22 protein-coding genes and 1 pseudogene are annotated in these 22234 nt (G+C 64.2%); 13 read left to right on the top strand and 10 right to left on the bottom strand.

From position 1 onward, the window contains the following. The 3 genes from EN745_RS10090 to EN745_RS10080 form a co-directional block, all read left to right on the top strand. Nucleotides 1-553, top strand: a 553-nt coding sequence (locus tag EN745_RS10090; protein WP_189363006.1) for a hydantoinase B/oxoprolinase family protein, incomplete at its 5' end; no start/stop codon positions are given. Nucleotides 554-584: 31 nt separating this feature from the next. After that, nucleotides 585-1877, top strand: a complete 1293-nt coding sequence (locus EN745_RS10085) for a DUF3419 family protein (RefSeq protein ID WP_127421185.1) — start codon at nucleotides 585-587, stop codon at nucleotides 1875-1877. After that, nucleotides 1877-2542 carry a class I SAM-dependent methyltransferase gene (locus tag EN745_RS10080; protein ID WP_127405423.1) on the top strand — a complete coding sequence of 222 codons (666 nt, stop codon included), beginning with the start codon at nucleotides 1877-1879 and terminating at the stop codon, nucleotides 2540-2542. Before EN745_RS10085 ends, EN745_RS10080 begins: the two co-directional genes overlap by 1 nt. On the opposite strand, the gene EN745_RS10075 is transcribed toward EN745_RS10080, so the two are convergent. Further along, nucleotides 2543-3922, bottom strand: coding sequence for a serine hydrolase (locus tag EN745_RS10075; protein ID WP_127421184.1), 1380 nt, complete (start codon nucleotides 3920-3922; stop codon nucleotides 2543-2545). Nucleotides 3923-4235: 313 nt separating this feature from the next. On the opposite strand from EN745_RS10075, the gene EN745_RS10070 reads away from it, so the two are divergent. The 3 genes from EN745_RS10070 (at nucleotide 4236) to EN745_RS10060 (ending at nucleotide 6801) form a co-directional block, all read left to right on the top strand. After that, nucleotides 4236-5030: a GH25 family lysozyme gene (locus EN745_RS10070; RefSeq protein ID WP_126053881.1), complete on the top strand. Its 795-nt coding sequence runs from the start codon at nucleotides 4236-4238 to the stop codon at nucleotides 5028-5030. Between the two features lie 178 nt (nucleotides 5031-5208). Next, nucleotides 5209-6387: a lytic murein transglycosylase gene (locus EN745_RS10065; RefSeq protein ID WP_127405426.1), complete on the top strand. Its 1179-nt coding sequence runs from the start codon at nucleotides 5209-5211 to the stop codon at nucleotides 6385-6387. Nucleotides 6388-6417: 30 nt separating this feature from the next. Then, complete coding sequence (locus EN745_RS10060; RefSeq protein ID WP_127421183.1) at nucleotides 6418-6801, top strand: hypothetical protein; 384 nt, start codon at nucleotides 6418-6420, stop codon at nucleotides 6799-6801. A 17-nt stretch (nucleotides 6802-6818) separates the two neighbouring features. Here the strand turns inward: EN745_RS10060 and EN745_RS10055 are convergent, their stop codons facing one another. Beyond that, nucleotides 6819-8039, bottom strand: a complete 1221-nt coding sequence (locus EN745_RS10055) for an alanine racemase (protein ID WP_127405428.1) — start codon at nucleotides 8037-8039, stop codon at nucleotides 6819-6821. Nucleotides 8040-8258: 219 nt separating this feature from the next. On the opposite strand from EN745_RS10055, the gene EN745_RS10050 reads away from it, so the two are divergent. After that, the gene (locus tag EN745_RS10050; protein WP_127421182.1) at nucleotides 8259-9179 is read left to right on the top strand and encodes a DMT family transporter; all 921 of its coding nucleotides are present in this window, start codon (nucleotides 8259-8261) and stop codon (nucleotides 9177-9179) included. A 497-nt stretch (nucleotides 9180-9676) separates the two neighbouring features. Here EN745_RS10050 and metF read toward each other — a convergent pair whose 3' ends face one another. Continuing rightward, nucleotides 9677-10594, bottom strand: coding sequence for a methylenetetrahydrofolate reductase [NAD(P)H] (gene metF, locus EN745_RS10045; protein WP_127421181.1), 918 nt, complete (start codon nucleotides 10592-10594; stop codon nucleotides 9677-9679). Continuing rightward, nucleotides 10594-11616, bottom strand: coding sequence for a metalloregulator ArsR/SmtB family transcription factor (locus EN745_RS10040; RefSeq protein ID WP_127421180.1), 1023 nt, complete (start codon nucleotides 11614-11616; stop codon nucleotides 10594-10596). The genes metF and EN745_RS10040 overlap by 1 nt, the downstream gene beginning before the upstream one ends. Before the next feature lie 145 nt (nucleotides 11617-11761). Here EN745_RS10040 and tsaA point away from each other — a divergent pair, with 145 nt between their 5' ends. The 4 genes from tsaA to EN745_RS10020 all read left to right on the top strand — a co-directional run bounded on the left by tsaA (nucleotide 11762) and on the right by EN745_RS10020 (nucleotide 14628). Next, nucleotides 11762-12265: a tRNA (N6-threonylcarbamoyladenosine(37)-N6)-methyltransferase TrmO gene (gene tsaA, locus EN745_RS10035; protein WP_127400296.1), complete on the top strand. Its 504-nt coding sequence runs from the start codon at nucleotides 11762-11764 to the stop codon at nucleotides 12263-12265. Then, nucleotides 12265-12579, top strand: a complete 315-nt coding sequence (locus EN745_RS10030) for a DUF2293 domain-containing protein (RefSeq protein ID WP_126053873.1) — start codon at nucleotides 12265-12267, stop codon at nucleotides 12577-12579. The genes tsaA and EN745_RS10030 overlap by 1 nt, the downstream gene beginning before the upstream one ends. A 113-nt stretch (nucleotides 12580-12692) precedes the next feature. Further along, on the top strand, nucleotides 12693-13652 hold the full coding sequence (locus EN745_RS10025) for a D-amino acid aminotransferase (RefSeq protein WP_126053872.1): 960 nt from the start codon (nucleotides 12693-12695) through the stop codon (nucleotides 13650-13652). 133 nt (nucleotides 13653-13785) lie between these two features. Next, the gene (locus EN745_RS10020; protein WP_127421179.1) at nucleotides 13786-14628 is read left to right on the top strand and encodes an SDR family oxidoreductase; all 843 of its coding nucleotides are present in this window, start codon (nucleotides 13786-13788) and stop codon (nucleotides 14626-14628) included. A gap of 52 nt (nucleotides 14629-14680) precedes the next feature. On the opposite strand, the gene EN745_RS10015 is transcribed toward EN745_RS10020, so the two are convergent. Next, the gene (locus EN745_RS10015) at nucleotides 14681-15295 is read right to left on the bottom strand and encodes an MOSC domain-containing protein (protein ID WP_126053870.1); all 615 of its coding nucleotides are present in this window, start codon (nucleotides 15293-15295) and stop codon (nucleotides 14681-14683) included. A 195-nt stretch (nucleotides 15296-15490) separates the two neighbouring features. Here EN745_RS10015 and EN745_RS10010 point away from each other — a divergent pair, with 195 nt between their 5' ends. Beyond that, nucleotides 15491-16057 carry an isoprenylcysteine carboxylmethyltransferase family protein gene (locus tag EN745_RS10010; RefSeq protein WP_126053869.1) on the top strand — a complete coding sequence of 189 codons (567 nt, stop codon included), beginning with the start codon at nucleotides 15491-15493 and terminating at the stop codon, nucleotides 16055-16057. Between the two features lie 45 nt (nucleotides 16058-16102). On the opposite strand, the gene EN745_RS10005 is transcribed toward EN745_RS10010, so the two are convergent. From EN745_RS10005 to ettA, 4 genes are all read right to left on the bottom strand, one after another. Beyond that, the gene (locus tag EN745_RS10005; RefSeq protein ID WP_126053868.1) at nucleotides 16103-17224 is read right to left on the bottom strand and encodes a beta-ketoacyl-ACP synthase III; all 1122 of its coding nucleotides are present in this window, start codon (nucleotides 17222-17224) and stop codon (nucleotides 16103-16105) included. A gap of 112 nt (nucleotides 17225-17336) precedes the next feature. Further along, nucleotides 17337-17672 carry a hypothetical protein gene (locus EN745_RS10000; protein ID WP_126053867.1) on the bottom strand — a complete coding sequence of 112 codons (336 nt, stop codon included), beginning with the start codon at nucleotides 17670-17672 and terminating at the stop codon, nucleotides 17337-17339. 114 nt (nucleotides 17673-17786) lie between these two features. Continuing rightward, nucleotides 17787-18557 carry a trans-aconitate 2-methyltransferase gene (gene tam / locus EN745_RS09995; RefSeq protein WP_126053866.1) on the bottom strand — a complete coding sequence of 257 codons (771 nt, stop codon included), beginning with the start codon at nucleotides 18555-18557 and terminating at the stop codon, nucleotides 17787-17789. A 152-nt stretch (nucleotides 18558-18709) separates the two neighbouring features. Beyond that, complete coding sequence (ettA, locus tag EN745_RS09990; protein ID WP_126053865.1) at nucleotides 18710-20359, bottom strand: energy-dependent translational throttle protein EttA; 1650 nt, start codon at nucleotides 20357-20359, stop codon at nucleotides 18710-18712. Between the two features lie 262 nt (nucleotides 20360-20621). Between ettA and EN745_RS09985 the strand changes: the two genes are divergently transcribed. Beyond that, nucleotides 20622-21902 (top strand): GGDEF domain-containing protein, encoded by a 1281-nt coding sequence (locus tag EN745_RS09985; RefSeq protein ID WP_127421178.1) that lies wholly within the window; start codon nucleotides 20622-20624, stop codon nucleotides 21900-21902. 37 nt (nucleotides 21903-21939) lie between these two features. Here the strand turns inward: EN745_RS09985 and EN745_RS09980 are convergent. Continuing rightward, a pseudogene (locus tag EN745_RS09980) lies at nucleotides 21940-22234 on the bottom strand (ribonuclease); the annotation flags it as partial.

Genomic DNA, 22234 nt, shown 5'->3' with positions numbered 1-22234 from the left:
TGTCGAGACCTCGCAGCATGTGACCAATGCGCTGTTCGGCGCCATGGGCGCGATGGCCAATGCGCAAGGGACCATGAACAACCTCACCTTCGGCAACAAGCAGTACCAGTACTACGAGACGATCTGCTCGGGCTCGCCCGCCGGCCAAATGAACTCCGGCCGCGGCTTTGCCGGCACCTCAGGCGTCCATACCCATATGACGAATTCCCGCCTCACCGATCCTGAAGTGCTGGAACTGCGCTTCCCCGTGCTGCTCGAGGATTTCCACATTCGCGAAGGCTCCGGCGGCAAGGGCAAGTGGGATGCCGGCGACGGCACGAAGCGCACCATCCGTTTCCTCGAAAGGATGGAATGCGCGATCCTGTCCTCACACCGCAACCGGCCACCGCAAGGGCTGGACGGCGGCGGCGACGGTGAGGCGGGCTCCACCAAGGTCCGTCGAAACAATGGCGCCATCGATGTGCTGAAAGCCTGCGACCAGACCGTTCTCGACGCCGGCGAGGCCGTCATCGTCACCACGCCGACCCCTGGAGGATTTGGCAGGAAGGCCTGATTTGGCGTCAACAGGCTGTCACCAGCCTGTCATGACGCTGCGCTACCCGCTTGCGCCAACACAAACGGGGAATCAACTTGCCATGACGGACGTTTCCGGAGATCTGGTTTTTCGTCGCGGCAAGGAAGTTGGAAAAGCCGTCTACCAGAATCGCCCGCTGTCGAAGGCCGGCATGTCGGAGCGGCTCTTCGCCTTCCTGTTTTCCGGCCTCGTCTATCCGCAGATCTGGGAAGACCCCGATGTCGACATGGAGGCCATGCAGCTTGGCGCCGGCCACCGCATCGTCACCATCGCGTCGGGCGGCTGCAACATCCTCGCCTACCTCACCCGTTCGCCCGAACGGATTGATGCCGTCGACCTCAACGCCGCCCATATCGCGCTGAACCGTATGAAGCTCGAGGCGGTGCGCCGCCTGCCGTCGCAGGGCGACCTGTTCCGCTTCTTCGGCGCCGCCGACACCAGCCACAATTCGGAAGCCTACGACCGCTTCATCGCGCCGCATCTCGATCCGGTCAGCCGCCACTACTGGGAGCGCCGCAACTGGCGCGGCCGCCGGCGCATCGAGGTCTTCGACCATAATTTCTACCAGACCGGTCTGCTCGGCCTGTTCATCGCCATGGGCCATCGCGTCGGCAAGTTCTTTGGCGTCGACCCCGCCGGCATCATGCAGGCCAGCAACATCGGCGAGCAGCGCCGCTTCTTCAACGAGGAGCTGGCGCCGGTCTTCGAAAAGCCGCTGCTGAAATGGGCGACGTCGCGCAAGGCTTCGCTGTTCGGTCTCGGCATTCCGCCGGCGCAGTACGATTCGCTGATCACCTCGGGCGACGGCACGATGGCCAGCGTGCTCAAGGCCAGGTTGGAAAAGCTCGCCTGCGATTTCCCGCTGAACACCAACTATTTCGCCTGGCAGGCCTTTGCCCGCCGCTATCCCGAGCCCGGCGAGGCAGCACTCCCCGCCTATCTGGAGAAGCGGAATTACAAGGTGATCCGCGACAACATCGACCGCGTCGCCATCAACCACACCAACCTGATCGAGTTCCTCGCCGGCAAGGATGCGGGCGCGGTCGACCGCTTCATCCTGCTCGACGCGCAGGACTGGATGACCGACGACCAGCTCAACGCGCTGTGGGCCGAGATCACCCGCACGGCATCGGCCGGCGCCCGCGTCATCTTCCGCACGGCGGCCGAGCCCAGCCTGCTGCCCGGTCGCGTCTCCAACTCGCTGCTTGACCAGTGGAGCTACGAGGCCGAGGCCTCGCGCGACTTCTCCGCGCGCGACCGTTCGGCCATCTATGGCGGCTTCCACCTCTATGTGAAGCGCTGATGAGCACCACCGAACTGCCCGCCAGCCATGCCGAGCTGATGGACGGCGTCTATCGCTGGCAGCGCCACATCTACGATCTCACCCGCAAATACTATCTGCTCGGCCGCGACCGCCTGATATCAGGACTGGAGGTGCCCCCGGGCGGAACCGTGCTCGAGCTCGGCTGCGGCACCGGCCGCAACATCATCCTCGCCGCCCGCCGCTATCCCGAGGCGCGCTTCTTCGGCCTCGATATCTCGGCGGAAATGCTGGAGACGGCGGCAGCAGCCATCGCCCGCGAAAACCGGTCCGGCCGCGTCACTCTGGCGCTCGGCGACGCCACCAATTTCGACGCTGGCACGCTCTACGGCGTCGCGCGTTTCGACCGCATCTTCGTGTCCTACTCGTTGTCGATGATCCCGGGCTGGGAAAAAACGGTTTCAGCGGCACTCGCCGCGCTGGCGCCAGGCGGCTCCCTGCATGTCGTCGATTTCGGTCAGCAGGAGGGCCTGCCGCGCTGGTTCCGGGCGCTGCTGCGCGGCTGGCTCAAAAGATTCCACGTCGCGCCGCGTGAATCGCTGCGCGAGGTTTTGGAATCAGAATCCGAGCGAACCGGCGCAACCTTCCATTTCAGAACGCTTTATCGCGGCTACGCTTGGCTCGGCGTGATCGGCGCAGCCAGGTAGTCAGTGAAGCGCCTCCACCAACGCGCCAACCATCACCTGCGGGCGATAGTTGAGCTTGGCCGGTGTCAGTCCAAGCCGCACCACCACCAGCTGCTCCGACGGGATGATGGCGACCGTCTGGCCGTCATGCCCCTCCATCCAATAGGTGTCCTTGGGCAGGCCGGCCGCGACGCCGGCGCCAGGGTTCTCCTCATCGCCCGGCCCTTCGATCCATACCTGGCCTTTGCCGTAGACCTTCGAGGCCGCCGCCGGCTCCCGCATCCAGTCGACGAAGCCGGCGGGCAGGAGCTGATTGCCGTTCCAGACCCCGCCCTGCAGCAGGAACTGACCGAACCGCGCCCAGTCATGCGCCGTGGCGTAGAGATAGGACGAGCCGACAAAGCTGCCCTGCTCGTCGGTTTCGAGCACGGCGCTGTGCATGCCGAGCGGCTCGAACAACGACGTCCGCGGCCAGGTCAGCGCCTTGGCCTTGTCGCCGATGGCGTCCTGCCACAGCCGCGACAGCATCACCGCCGTGCCGCTCGAATAGGAAAACACCTTGCCCACCTCGCCGGTCAGCGGCTTGGCTTCGGCAAAACCCGCCATGTCGGGTTCGAGATAGAGCATGCGCGTCACATCGGCGACGTCGCCATAATCCTCGTTGAACTCCAGCCCGCTCGACATCGCCATCAGGTCGGCAAGGCTGATCGCGGCGCGCCCATCCGCCTTCCAGGGCGCGAACAGGCCCTTGTTGTCGATCGCCAGCTTGCCGTCCTTGACCAGCGTGCCGACGATGGCGGCATTGACCGTCTTGGTCATCGACCAGCCGAGCAGCGGCGTCTTTGCAGAAAAGCCCTCGCCATAGCGCTCGGCGACGATATGGCTGTTCTTCACCACGACCACGGCGCGCATGCCGGCGCCGGCCATGGCCGCGTCGTCGACGATCTTCGCGATTTCTGGATTCTGCGAGGCGTCCACTCGCTCACCCTCCGGCCACAGCGCATCCTGCCTGGTGGCGGCCGGCCCGGCGTAGATCGCCGTCTGCCTCGCCTTGCCGGTGTTGCCGTCCGGAACGGTAGCGCAGCCTAGCCCGTCGCGCGCGACGGCCACGCTTTTGCCGAGCACGCCGAACAGGCCTGCCGAGACCATGCCGCGTTCCTTGTCCACCGACACTCTCATCAGCCTGAGCAGCGGATGGCCCGGCGCCTGGACATCGACGGCGAGCACCTGGTTGGCGTCGCGCCCGGCGATGAAAACGTTCGAGCACACGATCTTGGCCGAATAGCCGGAACCGACGCGGATCAGTTCGGGCGGCGCGACATAGAGCCAGGCGACCAACGCTGCTATCGCCAGCACGACCAGGCCGAGCAACCATTTGACGATCTTGACGACGATCCGCATCTCACCCCCTGCGTGTGGCGCCCGATTTATGCCATCGATTTGCCGCCATTGCTGCCTCAAAATCTCGGCTGCTGTCGAGCGCCGTCAACCGAATATCAACCATGATCGGCGATCACATGATGCATGTCGCCCAAAAGTGCGCAGCGGTTTTGGGACAACGACATGCACTGGAAAGAGAGATTAAAGCGCGCCAAAAGGGTGCGCTTTGAGGAGACTGGACGTTCCTGTGGGGTGATCGTCCGGCGGGGGACGGCCAAGGGGGCCACCCGAAACGACCCATCAGCGGCCGGCTGAACCCGGCTCAGGAGTAGCGATGCGCCGTCTTGCGGCCCTCATCATGCTGACGCTGCTGGGCGCCTGCTCGACCGTTGACGACCTGACGCCGGTGATGTCCTCCAGCAGCCCGATGGTTGCGGTGCGCGCACCGCGCTTCGAGGATTCCAAGCCGCATGAGTGGGACAGCGGTGCGCCGTGGAGCTATGCCATCCACGGTACCGACGTCTCGAAATACCAGACATCGGTGGACTGGCCGGCAGCCAAGGCGAGCGGCATTTCCTTCGCCTTCATCAAGGCGACCGAGGGCGGCGACCGCTTCGACGACTATTTCAACGAGCACTGGGCGCGCACGAGAGCCGTGGGAATTCCGCGCGCGGCCTATCATTTCTTCTATTTCTGCACACCCGCCGCCACGCAGGCGCGCTGGTTCATCGCCAACGTCCCCAAAGACCGTTCGGCGATGCCGCCGGTGCTCGATATGGAATGGAACCCGAAATCGCCGACGTGCCGGCTGCGGCCCGACCCGGCCACGGTGCGCGCGGAGATGACCACTTTCCTCGAAATCGTCGAGCGGCACTACGGCAAGAAGCCGATCATCTACACCTCGATCGACTTCTTCGACGACAACGGCCTCGCGACCTTCCGCGGCTATCCCTATTGGCTGCGCTCGGTCGCTGGCCACCCTCGCCAGAAGTATGGCAGCCACCCCTTCACCTTCTGGCAATATACCGGAACCGGCATCGTTCCGGGCATGACCGGCAAATCCGACATCAACGTTTTCAACGGCTCGGAAGTCGCCTGGAACAAGTGGCTGCGGCAGAACACCCGTTGACATGAGCCGTCCTGCCTGCTTTTCGACACGACCAGCGGCGATGTATTGAGCTGCTGGCAGTCCGGAGCGGCGTACCAGGCGGGTGCCCGAGGACGCTCCTGAGCTTTGAATCACGCATGGTCCTGGCCAGAACCGGTTCGGGTTCGGCGGGGCGTGCGCCGGGTTCGAAAGGGAAGCGATGCGATTGCGTGTTGACATCTTGGCGGCGCTGGTTGTCGGCGCTCTTGCCTGGCCGGCGGCGGCGCAGGAGTGCGGAGACGATTTCAACACCTGGAAACAGGGCGTGGAGGCGGAAGCCAAGGCGGCCGGCGTCGGCGCCGTCGGCCTGAACGCGCTGGAACAGGCGAGCCTCGACGACAAGGTCCTGGCTCGTGACCGCGCCCAGGGCGTCTTCACCCAGACCTTCACCGAATTCTCCAACCGCATGATCTCGGCTTACCGCCTGAAGCAGGGCGGAGCCAATCTGAAGAAATACGCCGACGTCTTCGCCCGCGCCGACCAGGAATTCGGCGTCCAGGCGCCCGTCATCGCCGCCTTCTGGGCGCTCGAGACCGATTTCGGCGCCGTCCAGGGCGATTTCCACACGCTGAGCGCGCTGGTGACGCTCTCGCATGACTGCCGCCGCCCGCAGCTTTTCCGTCCCCAACTCGTGCCGCTATTGACGCTGATCGATCGCGGCGTCCTGCCTGCCGACGTGACCGGCGCCTGGGCCGGTGAGATCGGCCAGACGCAGATCCTGCCGACCGACTACCTTGCCCGCGGCGTCGACGGCGACGGCGACGGCATCGTCGACTTGCGTCACAGCGTGCCGGACGTGATCATGACCACGGCCAACAAGGTGCTGTCGCGCGGCTGGAAGCGCGACCAGCCCTGGATCGAGGAAGTCCGGGCGCCCGACGACATGCCCTGGGACCAGACCGGCCGCACCAACAAGCTGCCTTTGCCGCAATGGGCCGCCTGGGGCGTCACCAACCCGGACGGCACGCCGCTCATCGACAACGGCCTCAAGGCCGGACTGGCGCTGCCGATGGGCCGCAAGGGACCGGCCTTCCTCACCTACGACAATTTCGACGTCTATCTCGAATGGAACCAGTCATTCACCTACGCGCTGACCGCGGCCAACCTTGCCGCCCGGCTGGCGGGCGCCCCACAACTCGATCCACGCGATCCCGAACCCGGCCTCAGCGGCGATCAGATGAAGGCGCTGCAGACGAAGCTCGAAGCCAAAGGCTACGATGTCGGCACAGTCGACGGCATCCTCGGCACCAACACCCGCGAGGCAATCCGCAAGGAACAGATGCGGCTTGGCCTCCCGGTGGACGGTTGGCCCACGCCGGAGCTTTTGGCGAGGCTGTAGTCGTTGGCGCGAGCACGTTGAAAGCAATGTATGAGCGGCTTCGACCCAAAGAACGGCTACACGCCGATTACCGCGTCTCCGAAACCGTGGGCTGACATCGAGGCATTCTACGCTTCACTTATCCAAGAATCGTTCGATCAAAAGCCTTTGGTCGATCTCATTCGCCACATCCGTTCTGCCTATGCGGAGGGCAGATTCCACGCCTTCACTTCGATGCACACGTTGGTCATCAGCGTGAACAATCCCATTGAATTCAACCGCGAAAACCTGCGCGTTGACTATCTCCCCGACCGTCGTGAGTGGGAGTTCACCTACTTTTCAAAGCCCTTCAAGGCGGCCGAATTCAGCAGACGCTATCCTGCGCCACTGGGCATCGAGAAATTTGACAATTTCGTAAGAATGATCGGCTGGTAGGCCATCTCCAACGGATTTCAATCCGCCATCGTCTCCAAACTCGCGAAACCCTGCGGCGCATCGCCCTCGTCGAACGGTGTCGTCACCTCGACGAAAGTGTCGGGGAAGAAGCCGTTGAAGCGGGTCCGCAGCGACAATGAGTAAGCCCCGATATGGCCGATCTCGATCCAGTCGCCGGTGTCGACCGTTTCCGGCAGCCAGAATGGTCTGGACAGGATGTCGACGGAATCGCAGGTCGCGCCGCAGACCTTGAACGGCACGATGTTCTTCTCTTCGCCGTTGCGCGAACGGATCGCCGGATCCGGGATGAAGCGCGCCGGCAGCGTGATCTTGCCCGTCCATGAATCCGACAACGATGCCCAGATACCGTCATTGATGTAGAGCCGCTTGCCCTTGCGCAAGAGCACGCGCACGATCAGCGACAGGCAGCGCGCAACGATCACCCGTCCGGGCTCCGCCACCAGCGGCACCTGGTCGAACTGGTATTCCTTGATGTCGCCCGACAGCCGCGACATGATCTGGCCGAGCGATGGCATTTCGACCTGCTTGCGGTTGGGATCATGGCCATACTCGGCCGGAAAGCCGCCACCTACATCGAGCCCGGCAATGTCGAAGGTCAGTCGGTTGCGCACCCAGTCTGCCGAGGCCAGCGCCCGCTCATAGGTGTCCGGGTCCTCGATCTGGCTGCCGACATGGAAGCAGAGCCCGACCTTGTAGCCGGTGCGGTTGAGCCGCTCGGCGAGTTCCACCGCATTGGCCGGCCCGGCGCCGAACTTCTTCGACAGTTCGTAGGCGGCCGATCCCTTTGTCTGGATGCGCACAAAGACAGTGATGGCGCCAGGATCGATGTCGAGCGCCCGCACCACCCTGGTCAGCTTGGTGATCTCGTCCTCATGGTCGAGCGAGATGACGCGGATGCCGTATTTCTCCAGCGCCAGCTTGATGTCGGACTGCGCTTTGATCGGATGCATGTAGAGCATCTCGGCATCGGGGGAGACGGCGCGCACGGCGGCGAACTCGCCGGGCGAAGCGACGTCGAAAGCGGTGACGCCAGCCTCGGCCAGCGCCTTCAGCACGATCTGCTCGCCATTGGTCTTGACCGCATAGGCCGTCTTGCCGGGAAACATGCCCATGAACTGCAGGGCGTCGGCCCTCAGCACCTGCGGGCGAAAACAATAGACCGGATCGTCCGGACGAAGCGCCAGCGCCGCCTCGCGGGCATTCTCGAATCGCTGCATGGACGAATCCCTCAAACTAGGCTGCGCACAATTAATCCAAGCTAGCGGCCAAAGAAAACAATTCTGTGTCTCGGCCTGTTACGGCTGCTGAGCTAAGCCGGTTGTGGGAAGAGCTAGGCCAGCCGCCAGGTTTCGGGTGGCGCTTGCTTCGGAACCGCATATGGCTTGAACAGGACATTCGACAGGATTGGCATTCCGACGGTCCGGGAGGGCAAGCATATGGCAACAGCAGCAGCCACCGCCACGGCTCGCGGCCCGATGACGCTTGCCGATTGGGGACAGCTGCTTTTGCTCGGCGCGATCTGGGGCGGGTCGTTCTTCTTCGCCCGCATCGCCGTCTCGGAACTTTCGCCCCTGGTGCTGGTGCTGTTTCGTGTCGCCATCGCGGCGGCAGCGCTCCAGCTCTATCTGGCGGTGCGCGGCCCTTCCTTCCGCCTCGCCCTCCCGCACGCAGGCCTGTTATTCCTGCTGGCGCTTGCCAACAATGTCGTCCCTTTCTCGCTGATCTTCGCCGGCCAGACAGAACTTGGCGCTGGTATCGCCTCGGTGCTCAACGCCACCACGCCGTTCTGGACCCTGGTCCTCGCCAATGCGCTGACATCTGACGAGAAACTGTCCTGGAACAAGCTTGCCGGCATTGCGCTCGGCATCGCCGGCACGGCGGTGATGATCGGTCCCGGCCTGCTTGCCGGGCTCGGCGGTCCGGTCTGGGCGAAATTCGCGCTGATCGGCGCCTCGCTGTCCTACGCTATCGCGCTGATGATCGCCCGCCGCTTCAAGGGCGTGCCATCGCCGGTCATCGCCACCGGACAATTGACCGCCTCGACCATCATCATGATCCCGGTCGTGCTCCTCGCCCATGGTCCAGGCGGTTTGTTTGCGGCCTCGCCACCTGTCTGGGCGGCGGTGCTGGGGCTGGCGCTGCTCTCCACCGCCTGCGCCTACATTCTCTATTTCAACCTTGTCGCCTCGGCCGGCGCCACCAACGCCTCGCTGGTCACTGTCATCGTACCGGTTAGCGCCATGCTGCTCGGTTTCCTGTTCCTGGGAGAGCGGCTCGAGCTGTTCGAAATGGGCGGCATGGCATTGATCGGGCTGGGCCTCGTCACCATCGATGGGCGCTTGTTCGGCCAACGCTGACGCTCGTTGTTCGCCGGACGCAAGGCCGATCTAGATCCTTTGATTGACTTCCGCATCGCGCATTTCAAATCGGATGTCGATGCGGCAAGGCCGTCCGAGTCAACCCTGGTAGCGCTGCCATGCCCAGCTTCCGCCGCAGCCCCGCCACAATTTATTCACAAGCCCTAAGCCGACTTTTGCCGAAGAGTTTCAATGCCTAACGGCAAAAGCCAGGTCGCAAATTCCACAATCACGTCGCATTGCAGCACATTTTCCGCTTGCCTGTGGCACAAATGACCCTAGACTCCTGCCATAGCTCTTAAGAGGAGGCTATGACATGGGACTGACGAGGCCAATCAACGCATTGATGATTTGTGCAGCGTTTGCATTCATCGGCGCCCTAATCATAGGCGTTCTTCCGTAACCGCCAGAGCGGAAGAAAATAGCAGCTGACAGTCAATCCATTTCGAAAGGCCGGGTTTCACCCGGCCTTTTGCATTTCATGTCACGACGACAGCTCAGGCCGCGGCCGAGCCCGTCGCTTCCGCTTCATGCGAGCGGATGCCGATCATGTGGCAGATGGCAAAGACCAGGTCGGCGCGGTTCATTGTGTAGAAATGGAAGTCGCTGACGCCGCGTTCGACCAGGTCCAGCACCTGCTCGGCCGCCACGGCGGAGGCCACCAGCGCATGCGTCTGCGGGTCGTTCTGCAATCCCTCGAAGCGTTCGGCCAGCCACGCCGGCACCAGCGCGCCGCAGCGCGCCGAGAAATTGGCGACCTGGGTGAAATTGTGCACCGGCAGGACGCCCGGCACGATCGGAATGTAGATGCCGGCCCGCCGCGCACGCTCGACATAGCGCTCGTAGAGATCGTTGTCGAAGAAGAACTGGGTGATGGCGCGGGTCGCGCCATTGTCGGCCTTGCGCTTCAGCATGTCGAAGTCGGTGGCGAAGTCGGGGCTTTCCGGATGCTTTTCCGGGTAGGCGGAGACCGAGATGTCGAAATCGCCGGCGCTCTTCATCGCGCCGACCAGCTCCGCGCCATTGGCATAGCCGTCCGGATGCGGCCTGTAGGCGGTGCCGACGCCAGCGGCCGGATCGCCGCGGAGCGCGACGAAGCGGGTGACGCCCATGTCGGCGAATTCGCGCACCACGGCGTCGACCTGATCGCGCGCGGCGTCGACGCAGGTCATGTGCGCTGCAGGCGTCAGCGTCGTCTCGGTGAGGATGCGCTTGACCGTGCGGGCCGTACGCTCGCGCGTCGAGCCGCCGGCGCCATAGGTCACCGAGACGAATTTCGGCTTGAGCGGCTCCAGCCGGGTGACGGTGTCCCACAGCCTGGCTTCCATCTCGTCCGTCTTCGGCGGGAAGAACTCGAACGAGACCCGAACCTTGTCGCCAATATCGGGGCGGCGGGAAAAGCGGAACTGGTTCATCAGGCTGTTTCCCCAATTTGGTATGCTTTGGCCGGTAGTGTGTCGTTTGAGGGGTCGGCGATCAGCATGCGGCGGTCGCGGCCGAGCCACAGCTTGACGGTGAGCCTGGCCTCGGCCTGGCCGCGCGGCTCGAATTCCTGGCTGTCCTCGAGCGCGAGGCCCGCCTCGGCGAACCATTCTGCGATCTGCCGGTCGGAAAAGCCGAGCCGCATATGCGCGTGCTGATCGCGCAGGAACTCCAGCGCATGCGGCGCGAAATCGACGATCACCAGCCGGCCAGCCGGGCGCAGCAGCCTGGCCGCCTCACGGATGGCGCGGGCGGGATCGTCGAGATAGTGCAGCACCTGGTGGATGGTGACGAGATCAAAGGCGTCGCGCTCGACCGGCGGCGCGAAGATGTCGCCCTGCCGCACCTGCGCATTGGCAATGCCGGCCTTGTCGAGATTGGCGCGAGCCACAGTCAGCATCTCGCGCGACATGTCGATGCCGACGCCGCGCCGGTAGAGCGGCGAAAATATCTCGAGCAGCCGGCCGGTTCCGGTGCCGAGGTCGAGCATCGACTGGAACGGCCGCTTGCCGACGAGCTTGAGCAGCGCTGCCTCGACGGCGCGGTCCGGCACATGCAGCGAGCGGATGTGATCCCAACTCGCGGCATTCTCGGAGAAATATTCGGCGGCGCGGTCCTGCCGCTTGCGCTTGACCGCCGCCAGCCGCTCGAGGTCCCGCTCGACCTGCGGATCGGCGCCGCGGATGCCGGAAACCAGCCTCAGCACGAAATCGCGCGCGGCATCCGTATCAGACAAGCGGAAGAAGGCCCACGACCCCTCCTGGTAGCGCCCGATCAGTCCCGCATCCAGCAGCAGCTTCAGATGGCGCGACACGCGCGGCTGCGACTGGCCGAGAATTTCGGTAAGATCGGAAACGGTCAGGTCGCCGCGCGACAGGAGCGCGAGGATGCGCAGCCGGCTGGATTCGGCAGCTGCCTTGAGGGTGTCCACCATCGTGTCGAGCGAAACATGCATGAGTGTTTCTCTTTGAAAAAGATATAAACATATGTTTATGTCGATTTTGACAACCATGCAAGACCAATGTCGCTTCCGGACAAGAAAATGACGCATGCATGATTCACAGGCGGAAACCGTTTTTCGGAAGAGCGAGGCCAGAGCAATGTTCGAGACACGTGAAGGCGAAAGGCTGCTGGAAACTGATCCGGCCGCCATGCCGCGGGACGGCCATGTCGTCTTCATCGGCCGGATCGCCTCGCCATGGACGAGTCGCGCGACCTGCCCGAAGAACATGCGGGCGGCGCGCAAGATGGGACAGGCGGCGGTGCTGACGATCGACCCGGCCTATCGCGAGGGCCTTGCCGGGCTGGATCGCGCCAGCCATGTCATCATCCTGTCCTGGTTCGATCAGGCGCCGCGGAATCTGATTGTGCAGAAACCACGCCACGCCGCTGAGCCGAAAGGCGTTTTTTCGTTGCGCTCCCCTGCCCGGCCGAATCCCGTCGGGCTGCATGTGGCGAAGCTCGTCGCACTCGACATCGAAGCCGGACGTCTCGACCTCGATGCCATCGACGTGCTCGATGGCACGCCGGTCATCGACATAAAGCCCTATTTTGCCTCGACCGATGCGTTTGCCGAGGCGGTCATTGCCGGACGCGACGAGTGATGAAAGCGCCGACCAACCGCCGCCGCGCCATCGCCAAGGCGCTGACCACCCTGTTGCCGCTGGCACCCTACGCCGACATCGAGAAGATCCGCGCCGACGCTGGCTCGGCGCGTCTGCACAATCTGCCGGCGTCGATCTCCGTCTGGCTGGCGACGATCGCCCATATCCGCCACGTCCACACCGACTATGAGAAGCTCTTGGCCGAGGGCTATGACCGCGACTCCGCGCGCTTCTTCGTCATCGAACAGACCAACATCGTGCTGACCCGCTGGCGCGCCACGCGCCTGCTGGAATCCGACGACGAGGAGGAATGAGGCAACCGCCCTCCCTGGGTGGACCCGAGGCCAAACAGGGGCAGCGGGCTGGCTCTACTGCATAGGGGACAGCGCGCTAGCCTGTCTTGTCACATCGAGCAGGGACGACCGCGATGAGCCAGAACGCTGCTGCCACTACGCCCACCGGGCCTGTTCTATCAGACCGCCACATCGATCCGCATGCCTATCCCCACGGCGTCGCCTTTCTCGACGGGCAATACCTGCCGATGTCGCAAGCCAAGATCTCCGTGCTGGACTGGGGTTTCCTGCATTCCGACGCCACTTACGACACCGTCCATGTCTGGGACGGCAGCTTCTTCCGGCTGGATCTGCATCTCGATCGCTTCTTCGGCGGGCTGGAGAAGCTGCGCATGACGATTCCGTTCGACCGCGAAGCGGTGACCGAGATCCTGCACAATTGCGTGGCGCTGTCCGGCCATCGCGCCGCCTATGTCGAAATGCTGTGCACGCGCGGCGCCTCGCCCACCTTCAGCCGCGACCCGCGCCAGGCGGTGAACCGCTTCATGGCCTTCGCCGTGCCGTTCGGCTCTGTCGCCAATGCCGAGCAGTTGCGGCGCGGTCTGCATGTCGCGATCAGCGACAAGGTCCGCATCCCGCCGGCCTCGGTCGACCCGTCGATCAAGAACTATCACTGGCTCGACCTGGTGCGCGGCCTCTACGACGCCTATGACCGCGGCGCCGAGACGGCGCTGATCCTCGACTTCAACGGCAATGTCGCCGAAGGCCCGGGCTTCAACGTTTTCCTGGTCAAGGACGGCAAATTGTCGACGCCGGGCGTCGGTGTGCTGCCCGGCATCACGCGGCGCACCGTCTTCGACCTCTGCGCCGAGGCTGGCCTTTCCGCTGCAGCGATCGATGTCAGCGTCACCGCCCTGAAAGCGGCCGACGAGGTGTTCATCACCTCGACCGCCGGCGGCATCATGCCGGTGACGATGATCGACGGCGCCCAGGTCGCCGACGGCAAGGTCGGCCCGGTCACCAGCCGGCTGATGGCGCTCTACTGGCAGAAGCACCAGGACCCGGCCTGGTCGAGCCTGGTGCGCTATCGCTGATCATTCGGACCTCATTTCCAAAAAGAGTCTGCCTCGCCTCTGGAAAATCGGCGAGTGCGCCGTATATGGCAAGAAGCGGAGAAGCCTCCGTTTACCCCCAAATCGTGGCCCGCACGGGCAAGGATCTCAGATCATGACAAGCAAGGTTTGGTTCATCACCGGATCGTCGAAGGGTTTTGGCCGCGTCTGGGCCGAGGCGGCACTCGCCCGAGGCGACCGTGTCGCCGCGACTGCCCGCGACGCCGGCACGCTCGCCGATCTCGTCGCGAGATATGGCGACAATGTCGCCGCCATTCAACTCGACGTCACCGAAAAGAAAGCCGTCGACGCCGCGGTCGCCGGGGCGCATGAACGCTTCGGCCGGCTCGACGTCGTCATCAACAATGCCGGCTATGGCCATTTCGGGGCCATCGAGGAAGTCAGCGAACAGGAAGCCCGCGACCAGATCGAGACCAACGTGTTCGGCGCCCTTTGGGTAACGCAGGCCGCCTTGCCGATCATGCGGGCGCAGCGGTCCGGACACATCATCCAGATTTCGTCGATCGGCGGCGTCAACGCCTTTGCCTCGCTCGGCCTCTATCATGCCTCGAAATGGGCGCTGGAGGCCTTCAGCCAGACGCTCAGCCTGGAGGTCGCGGAGTTCGGCATCCACGTCACGCTTGTCGAGCCGGGTGGTTTCTCAACCGACTGGGCAGGACCGTCAGCCAAGGTGTCGAAGCCGCTCGCTGCCTACGAGCCGGCCCGCACGGCCATGGCCGAGCGCCGCAGCCGCGCCGTCGCCGGCGATCCAGAGGCCACCGGATCAGCGATGCTAGCCATCGTCGACGCGACCGAGCCGCCGCTCAGGGTATTCTTCGGCGACGGCGGCTTGCCGATGATCAAGCACGAATACGCCAACCGCATCGCCACCTGGGAAAAGTGGGATCACGTTTCCATTATGGCGCAAGGCGAAAACAAGAACCGCAAGGCGGCTTAGCACGCCTTAGAACAGGCTGCGTCGCCTTGCGGCGCAGCCCCCCGTTGCCGAGCTAGGCTCGATAAATCCACTGCTCCGGCACCCGCACCGAGATCTCCTCGCCGGTCCTGATCGTGCCCGGCTTCTCGACCCAGGCGACGAGGCCGCGCAGCCGCTTCGCCGCCTTCGGAAACAGGAGCGCGCCGGCCTCGTGGTCGGCCATGCCGGCGTTCTCGGCGACCGAGCGTCCGGCGATGCGACATGGCCCGTTCTGGGCGTCGACCTTGATCGTGACGCCGCCCTTGAAGAACAGCAGCGTGCCGGACGGCAGCATGGAGAGATGCGGCAGCCCTTCGAGGAGAAGATTGGCGCCGATCCATTCCGGCTTGATTTCCGCCAGGCCCATTCGCTCCGCGACGATGGCCAGTTCGTCCGCCGCCACGATCGACAATTGCCGCTCGTTGCGCATCTCGGTGCCGCGCGGATACCAGGGCTCGCGGCCGCCGGAGCGGCGCGTGGCGCCGGCATGGAAATCGCCATCTATGCCGTCGAAGCCGAGCCGCAGTTCCTCAACCGCCCGCGTCTCGAAATGATCGAACGGCGCGACGTAAAGTGCCGAAACCTTCGCCGCGAGTTTGCGCGCCGTGACGATCTCGGCAGGGGTCTCCGCCGCGGGGAACAGATCCATTGTGCTTGCCGTCTCTTGCATGCCCTGACTTAGCCGATGTCGCCGGACGGGGTCCAGTCGAAAGCACTGATGGTCCAGTCGAGCGCCTTGATGCCCATCGACGCCGATCACGATCTTCTTACCCCGATTTTCGTCTTGCGCCGCATTGCCGCCGCGCCATGACGATCCGATAGTGATGTCACGGAGGAGGCTTCCATGCATCCCGCACCCGCTATCGCGGCGCTCTGGCTGTTCTGGGTCGTGTCATGGCTGGCGGCCGCCTTCTGGGCCGACCCGGCGGCAAAACGCGCCGGCTTTCGGGAGGAAGCGCGCTACCGCGCCCTGTGGACGATCGGCGCGATCCTGCTGTTCGTGCCGGCGCATGGTTATGTCGGCCGGCTTCGGCTCTGGATGCCGACCCTCACCGAAGCTTGGGTATGCGTCGCCCTGATCGCGGTCGGCCTCGCCTTCTCCTGGTGGGCGAGGCTGCATCTCGGCCGGCTATGGTCGGGCACCGTCACCGCCAAGGCCGACCACCGCGTCATCGACACCGGCCCCTATGGGATGGTCCGGCATCCGATCTACACCGGCCTGCTTGTGGCGATACTCGCCACCATGGCGGCGAAGGGCACGGTCTGGGGCGTGGCCGGCGCCGCCTTCCTCATCGTGGGCATCGTCGTGAAGGCCAGGCTGGAGGAGAGCTTCCTGCGCGGCGAACTCGGTACGGCCTATGACGACTATGCCAGGCGCGTGCCTATGCTGGTGCCGTTTGCACCAAACTAGGCGCCAAAGTGTGTTTGAAGCCGCCGTTTGCAGGCCGGCCTCACCTCAGAGCATCTTGAGCAAGGCGCCGCCGATCGAATAGCCGGCGCCGAAGGCGCAGATCAGGCCGAAATCGCCGGCCGTCATGTCGGCGTGGTTTTCCGACAGCGCGACGATGGCGCCGGCGCCGGCGGTGTTGCCCAGCCGTTCCAGCACCATCGGCGCGCGGTCATGGTCGACCTCATGGCCGAAAGCGAGCTTGAGGATCATCGCGTTCATGCGCGCATTGGCCTGGTGCAGCCAGAACCGCCGGATGCCCTGCGGCGTCAGCCCGTGCTCGGCCAGGAACTCGACGATGAATTTGTGGCCGGCGACGGTGACCTCCTTGAACACCTTGTTGCCGACCTGCTTGATCAGATTGCCCTCGAGATCGATCCTGTAGGGATCGTCCTGGGCAGTGCGGGTGTGGTAGCCGAGATTGGTGCGAATGTTGTTCGACATCTGCGTCCAGGTGCGGGTGTCCAGCACCTCGAAGCGTCCCGGCCGCTTCTCGCCCTGCTCCAGCCCCTCGACGACCATGGCGACCGAGGCATCGCCGAAGATGAAATGCGTCTGCCGGTCGCGGAAGTTGAGATGGCCGGTGATGATCTCCGGCGTCGAGACCAGCACCCGCTTGTGCGCGCCGGCCCGCACGAGGTTTGCCGCTATGTGCAGCGCGGCCGCGGCGGAAGAGCAGCCGAGCCCCATGTCGAAGCCGGCGCCCTTCGTGCCCAGCGCCTGCTGCATCTCGATGGCGATCGCCGGATAGGGCCGCTGCTGGTGCGAGGCCGAGCAGATGACAAGGTCGATGTCGGATGGTTGCAGGCCGGCATGATCCAACGCCTTCCTCGCCGAGGCGATGCCGAACTCGGCCTGCAGCGACAGCGCATCGTCCGGCCGCGCCGGAATGCGCGGCGCCATGCGGGTCGGGTCGAGAATGCCTTCGCGCTCGACCACATGACGGGTCCGGACGCCCGAGGCATGGACGATGAAGTCGCTGTCCGACTTCTGCAGCAGCGCGTCGCCGGTTACCTCGCGGCGCGCATTCTCCGTGTCGACCCAGGCGTTGAAGCTGGCGACCAGCTCCTCATTGGTGATGACAGGTTCAGGGATTTCAGCGCCGATGCCGCTGATGATGACGCGATGCATTTCCAGTCCGTCCCCTGCGCGGGCGTTGCGGCTTGATGTGAGCGCCAGGGCTCCCGGCGCAACACTTGTCGCATTTGGCCGGTTTATGCCAGCTTAAATCGAATGCTTTGAATTACCAGGCGCAGAGCTTGGTGTTGGTCTGCGGATTGTTCCAGCAGGCGCCGTCGTCGCGGCTCCGCACGAACTGCCCAGGCAGCGACACATTGCGGCGGCCGAAATTGATATAGCCATAGGCAAAGCCCGGGCCGTCGATTTCAAGCACATAGGTCGGATAGCCGGGCGCCGAGATGCGGAAGCTGCCGTCGCTGCCGATCGCCCTGTAATTGCAGGAGAAATAGCCGTCATCCGTGGTGTAGCAGCGCGCCCGCTTGGCCTCTGCCGACATCGAGAAGGCAAGCAGCGCGGCGACGCCCACGCAACCGCCCAGGGCAATCTTCCCCAGCGCCATAGTCTACCCCCCGCCACCTGGACCACCGGTCACGATCCAGGCTGAAGACTGCGCATGGCGACGAATTCCGGTCAAGCACTCGTGATGAGCGCGGCGCGGTGTGGCTAACGCTTCCTAACCGGGACGGCGCGCGGCGATGAAGATGCGGGGAAAGCGCAGCAGCACCTTGCCGTTCGCCGTCTTCGGATAGGCTTTCGCGATCCTTGCCGTGTAGCGGTCGAGGAACAGCTTGCGCTCCTCCGCGTCGAGCGGATCGAGAAACGGCTTCAGCCCCGTCGACTTCACCCATTCGACGATCGCCTCGGCATCGGCGAGCGGGTGATTGTAGATGGTGTGCCAGATATCGAGCCGGTCGCAGTAGGGCGACAACAGATCGTAGTAGAACGACACCGGCGGCAGCGGCTCGCGCGCGGCACCTTTCAGCTTTTCGGCGAACGGCATCTCGGCCGCCGTCTCGCGCATTGCCCGGTGCGAGGGCTCGTCGAGATTGTCGGGCATCTGCACGGCCAGCGTGCCGTGCGGACTCAAAAACCCCATCAGCCGCTGGAACACGGCGGGATGTTCCGGCAGCCATTGGAACACCGCATTGGCGAAGATGACGTCGACCGGCTTCTCCGGCTGCCAGGCGGAAGCGTCGGCGAGCCCGAAGCTCACGTTCGGCAGCCGCGCCCTCGCCTTCTCGATCATGTCGGGCGACGTGTCGAAGCCGCTGACCTCGGCGTCCGGCCAGCGTTCGACCAGAAGCTCGGTCGAATTGCCCGGCCCGCAGCCGATGTCGACGACGCGGCGCGGGAAATCGACTGGCACTTGCGCAACCAGGTCGCGCGCGGGCCGCGTGCGCTCGTCCTCGAACTTCAGATATTGGGCGGCGGACCAGTCAGCCATTTCGGAACCTCGCTTTGTTCGCCGCCCCTAGAGCCGGATGATTTCAGGTCTGTTCGACTTGAAATCTGAATCCGCCTCTAAATCAAAGAGATAGAGCATGATGTCGTCCGAAAACCGCGTCACACTTTTCGGCATCATGCTCTGGACTGCTCCTACCGTGTCAGCCGCTTGTGCGTCATGCGGTGCGGGGTCGCCGCTTCCGCGCCCAGGCGGCGCAGCTTGTCCTTCTCATATTCCTCGAAGTTGCCCTCGAACCATTCGACATGCGCGTCGCCCTCGAAGGCGAGCATGTGGGTCGCCATGCGGTCGAGGAACATGCGATCGTGGCTGATGATGACGGCGCAGCCCGCATAGGCCTCCAGCGCGTCTTCCAGCGCGCTCAGCGTCTCGGTGTCGAGATCGTTGGTCGGTTCGTCGAGCAAAAGCACGTTGCCGCCGCCCTTCAGCATCTTGGCAAGATGCACGCGATTGCGCTGACCACCGGAAAGGTTGCCGACCTTCTGCTGCTGGTCGCCGCCACGGAAGTTGAAGGACGAGCAGTAGGCGCGGCTGTTGACCTCGTGCTTGCCGAGCTTGATCACCTCGGCGCCGCCGGAGATCTCTTCCCACACCGTCTTGTTCGGGTCGAGCGCGTCGCGGCTCTGATCGACATAGCCGAGCTTGACCGTTTCGCCGATGCGGACCGAGCCCGTATCCGGCTTCTCCTGGCCCGTGAACGTCTTGAACAGCGTCGTCTTGCCGGCGCCGTTCGGGCCGATGACGCCGACGATGCCGCCCGGCGGCAGCTTGAACGACAGATCCTCGATCAGCAGTTCGTCGCCAAAGCCCTTGTTGAGGCCCTCGACTTCGATGACGACATTGCCGAGCCGCTCGCTCGCCGGGATGACGATCTGGGTGTCGGTCGGCTTGCGGTTCTGCGACTGCTCGACCAGTTCCTCATAGGCCTTGATACGCGCCTTGGACTTGGTCTGGCGCGCCTTCGGCGAGGACTGGATCCACTCGCGCTCGCGCCAGATCGCCTTCTGGCGCGAGTCGTCCTCGCGGCCTTCCTGGATCAGGCGCTTGGCCTTGGCGTCGAGATATTTGGTGTAGTTGCCCTCGTAAGGAATGCCGCGGCCGCGGTCGAGCTCGAGGATCCAGCCGGTGACGTTGTCGAGGAAGTAGCGGTCGTGGGTGATGATCAGCACCGAGCCCGGATAGTCGCGCAGGTGCTTTTCCAGCCATTGCGTGGTCTCGGCGTCGAGGTGGTTGGTCGGCTCGTCGAGCAGCAGCAGGTCGGGCTGCTCCAGCAGCAGCCGGCACAGCGCCACGCGGCGGCGCTCGCCGCCCGACAGGTTGGTCACCTCGGAATCGGCCGGCGGGCACTGCAGCGCGTCCATCGCCATCTCGACCTGCTGCTCGAGGTCCCACAGGTTCAGCCTGTCCATCTCGTCCTGGAGCTTGGCGGACTCGTCCGCCGTCTCGTCGGAATAGTTCATCATCAGCTCGTTGTAGCGCTCGATGATGGCGGTCTTCCTGGCGACGCCGTCCATGACGTTTTCACGCACGGTCTTGCTGTTGTCGAGGTGCGGCTCCTGCGCCAGGTAGCCCACGGTCGCGCCCTCGGCCAGCCACGCTTCGCCCTGAAACTCCTTGTCGAGCCCGGCCATGATACGCAGGATGGTCGACTTGCCCGAGCCGTTGGGGCCGAGGATGCCGATCTTGGCGTCCGGATAGAAGGACAGATGAACGTTATCGAGCACCTTCTTGGTGCCGTAGGCCTTCGACAGGCCGGACATGTGATAGATGAACTGGCGAGCCACGCGCGCTTTCCCTGGAACTGAAGTGTCAACTGGATGGAGGTTGCGCGCTATGTAGGCGATGCCGGGCCGAACGGCAATCGCTTTCGGTGCCGCGGCCCGAACACCAAACGCTCATCAACCTGCAAGCATCCGGTTGCCGTTGCCCTTTTTCGGCACGCTATCCGTTCATCCGAAAGCACCGATTAATCATTTCCCGGCAAAACGGAGGTGATGGCAATCGCTGGTCGATGGCGGTTGCAGCGAAGAGGACGGATCGACTGCGTTGCTGAACAGTTTCCTGCTCCTTGCCGAAGCGGTTCTCTATTTCGGCGTCATGGTCACGCTGTTCCGTTTCAGGGCGCGCATCGGCCTCGGCGTCTTCGTCTGCGCGCTCGGCGTCATGCACTTTCTCGAGACCTATCTGGCCAGTGTCTTTTACGTCGCCCTGCCCTTCGGCATGGTGTCGCCGGGTTCGGCGGTGCTGTTCTCGGGCAAGCTGGTGATGCTGCTCCTGCTCTACATCAAGGAAGACGCGGCGACGGTGCGGCAGCCGATCTATGGCCTGCTGCTCGGCAATGCCCTGATGATCGGCTTGGTGCTGATCCTGCGCCTGCACGCGATCTCGCCGCTTCCGGACGGCAAGGCCCCCGATATCGGCTTCATCGATCAGATGGGCTGGCTGATGGTGTGGGGCACGTCGTTGCTCTTCGTCGACGCCATCCTGATCATCCTGCTCTATGAAAAGCTCGGTGGCTACCTTCGCGATCAGTTGTTTGTCCGTATCCTCGTCTCCGTCGCCTGCGTGCTCAGCTTCGACCAGGCGGGCTTCTTCACCGCGCTGCATTTCGTCACCGGCGCGCCGATCGCCGTCTTCTTCGGCGGCTGGTACGCCAAGATGAGCGCCGCCCTTGCCTACAGCCTGATGCTGGTTGCCTATCTGCGCTGGCTCGAGGCCCGGCAGATCGCCGTGCCGCGCGGGATTTCGGACATTTTCGACACGCTGACCTATCGCGAGCGTTACGAAGCGCTGGTCAAGCATGTCGGACGCGACGGCCTGACCGGCCTGCTGCATCGCGGCAGCTTCGAAACTGACGGCCAGGCCGCGGTCGCCGCCAGCCAGCGGACCGCCAGGCCGCTCAGCCTGCTGATCGTCGACGTCGACCATTTCAAATTGATCAACGATCGCTTCGGCCATGCCGAGGGTGACAAGGTGCTGAAGTCGATCGCCGCGGTGCTGACCGAGGTCGCCGGCGCCGAGCAAAAGGTATTCCGGATAGGCGGCGAGGAATTCGCCATCCTGACCGAGCAGCCGCACGCCGTCGCAAGGCTGCTCGGCGAAAGCATCAGGCATGCGGTCAAGGCTTCCGCCAGCACCAGCAGGTTCGAACTGACCGTCAGCGTCGGCGTTTGCACCCTTGGCGAGGCCAGCAACTGCCTGGCCGATATCTTCGCGCTGGCCGACGAACGTCTCTACAAGGCCAAATTGGCGGGGCGCGACCGCGTCATCGGCGAACTGGGCGACGACGAGGCCCAAGATCCCGGCATCCGGACGAGATCGGCATAAGGCGCCGGCGGCAGAGCGGCGAAGGCCCTCACCAGGCTTATTGGAAGCCGCTCGGATCGACCGTACCTTTCGGGCAACCCGCCTTGGTGGTCGGCGCGGACGCCAGCATCAGGCTGCCCAGCGTGCTGTCCGGGCCGATCGGGCCGGAGAGGCCGAGCGTCAGCTCGCCGATCATGCGCCTGCCGCTCGATGGATCGACCAGGCAGGACACACGAACCCGGTCGCCGGCGCCGGCACCGAAGGCGCCGTCGAAGGCGTCGCGGATCTGATCCGACGTCAGCTGTTTGCCGATATGTTTGGTGAAGAGATCGCGCACCGGCGACGCATTCACC

The sequence above is a fragment of the Mesorhizobium sp. M4A.F.Ca.ET.022.05.2.1 genome, assembly GCF_003998845.1.
Taxonomy (GTDB): Bacteria; Pseudomonadota; Alphaproteobacteria; order Rhizobiales; family Rhizobiaceae; genus Mesorhizobium.
The sequence above is the reverse complement of the archived record's forward strand: the minus strand, read 5'-3'. Positions and strand labels throughout refer to the sequence as shown.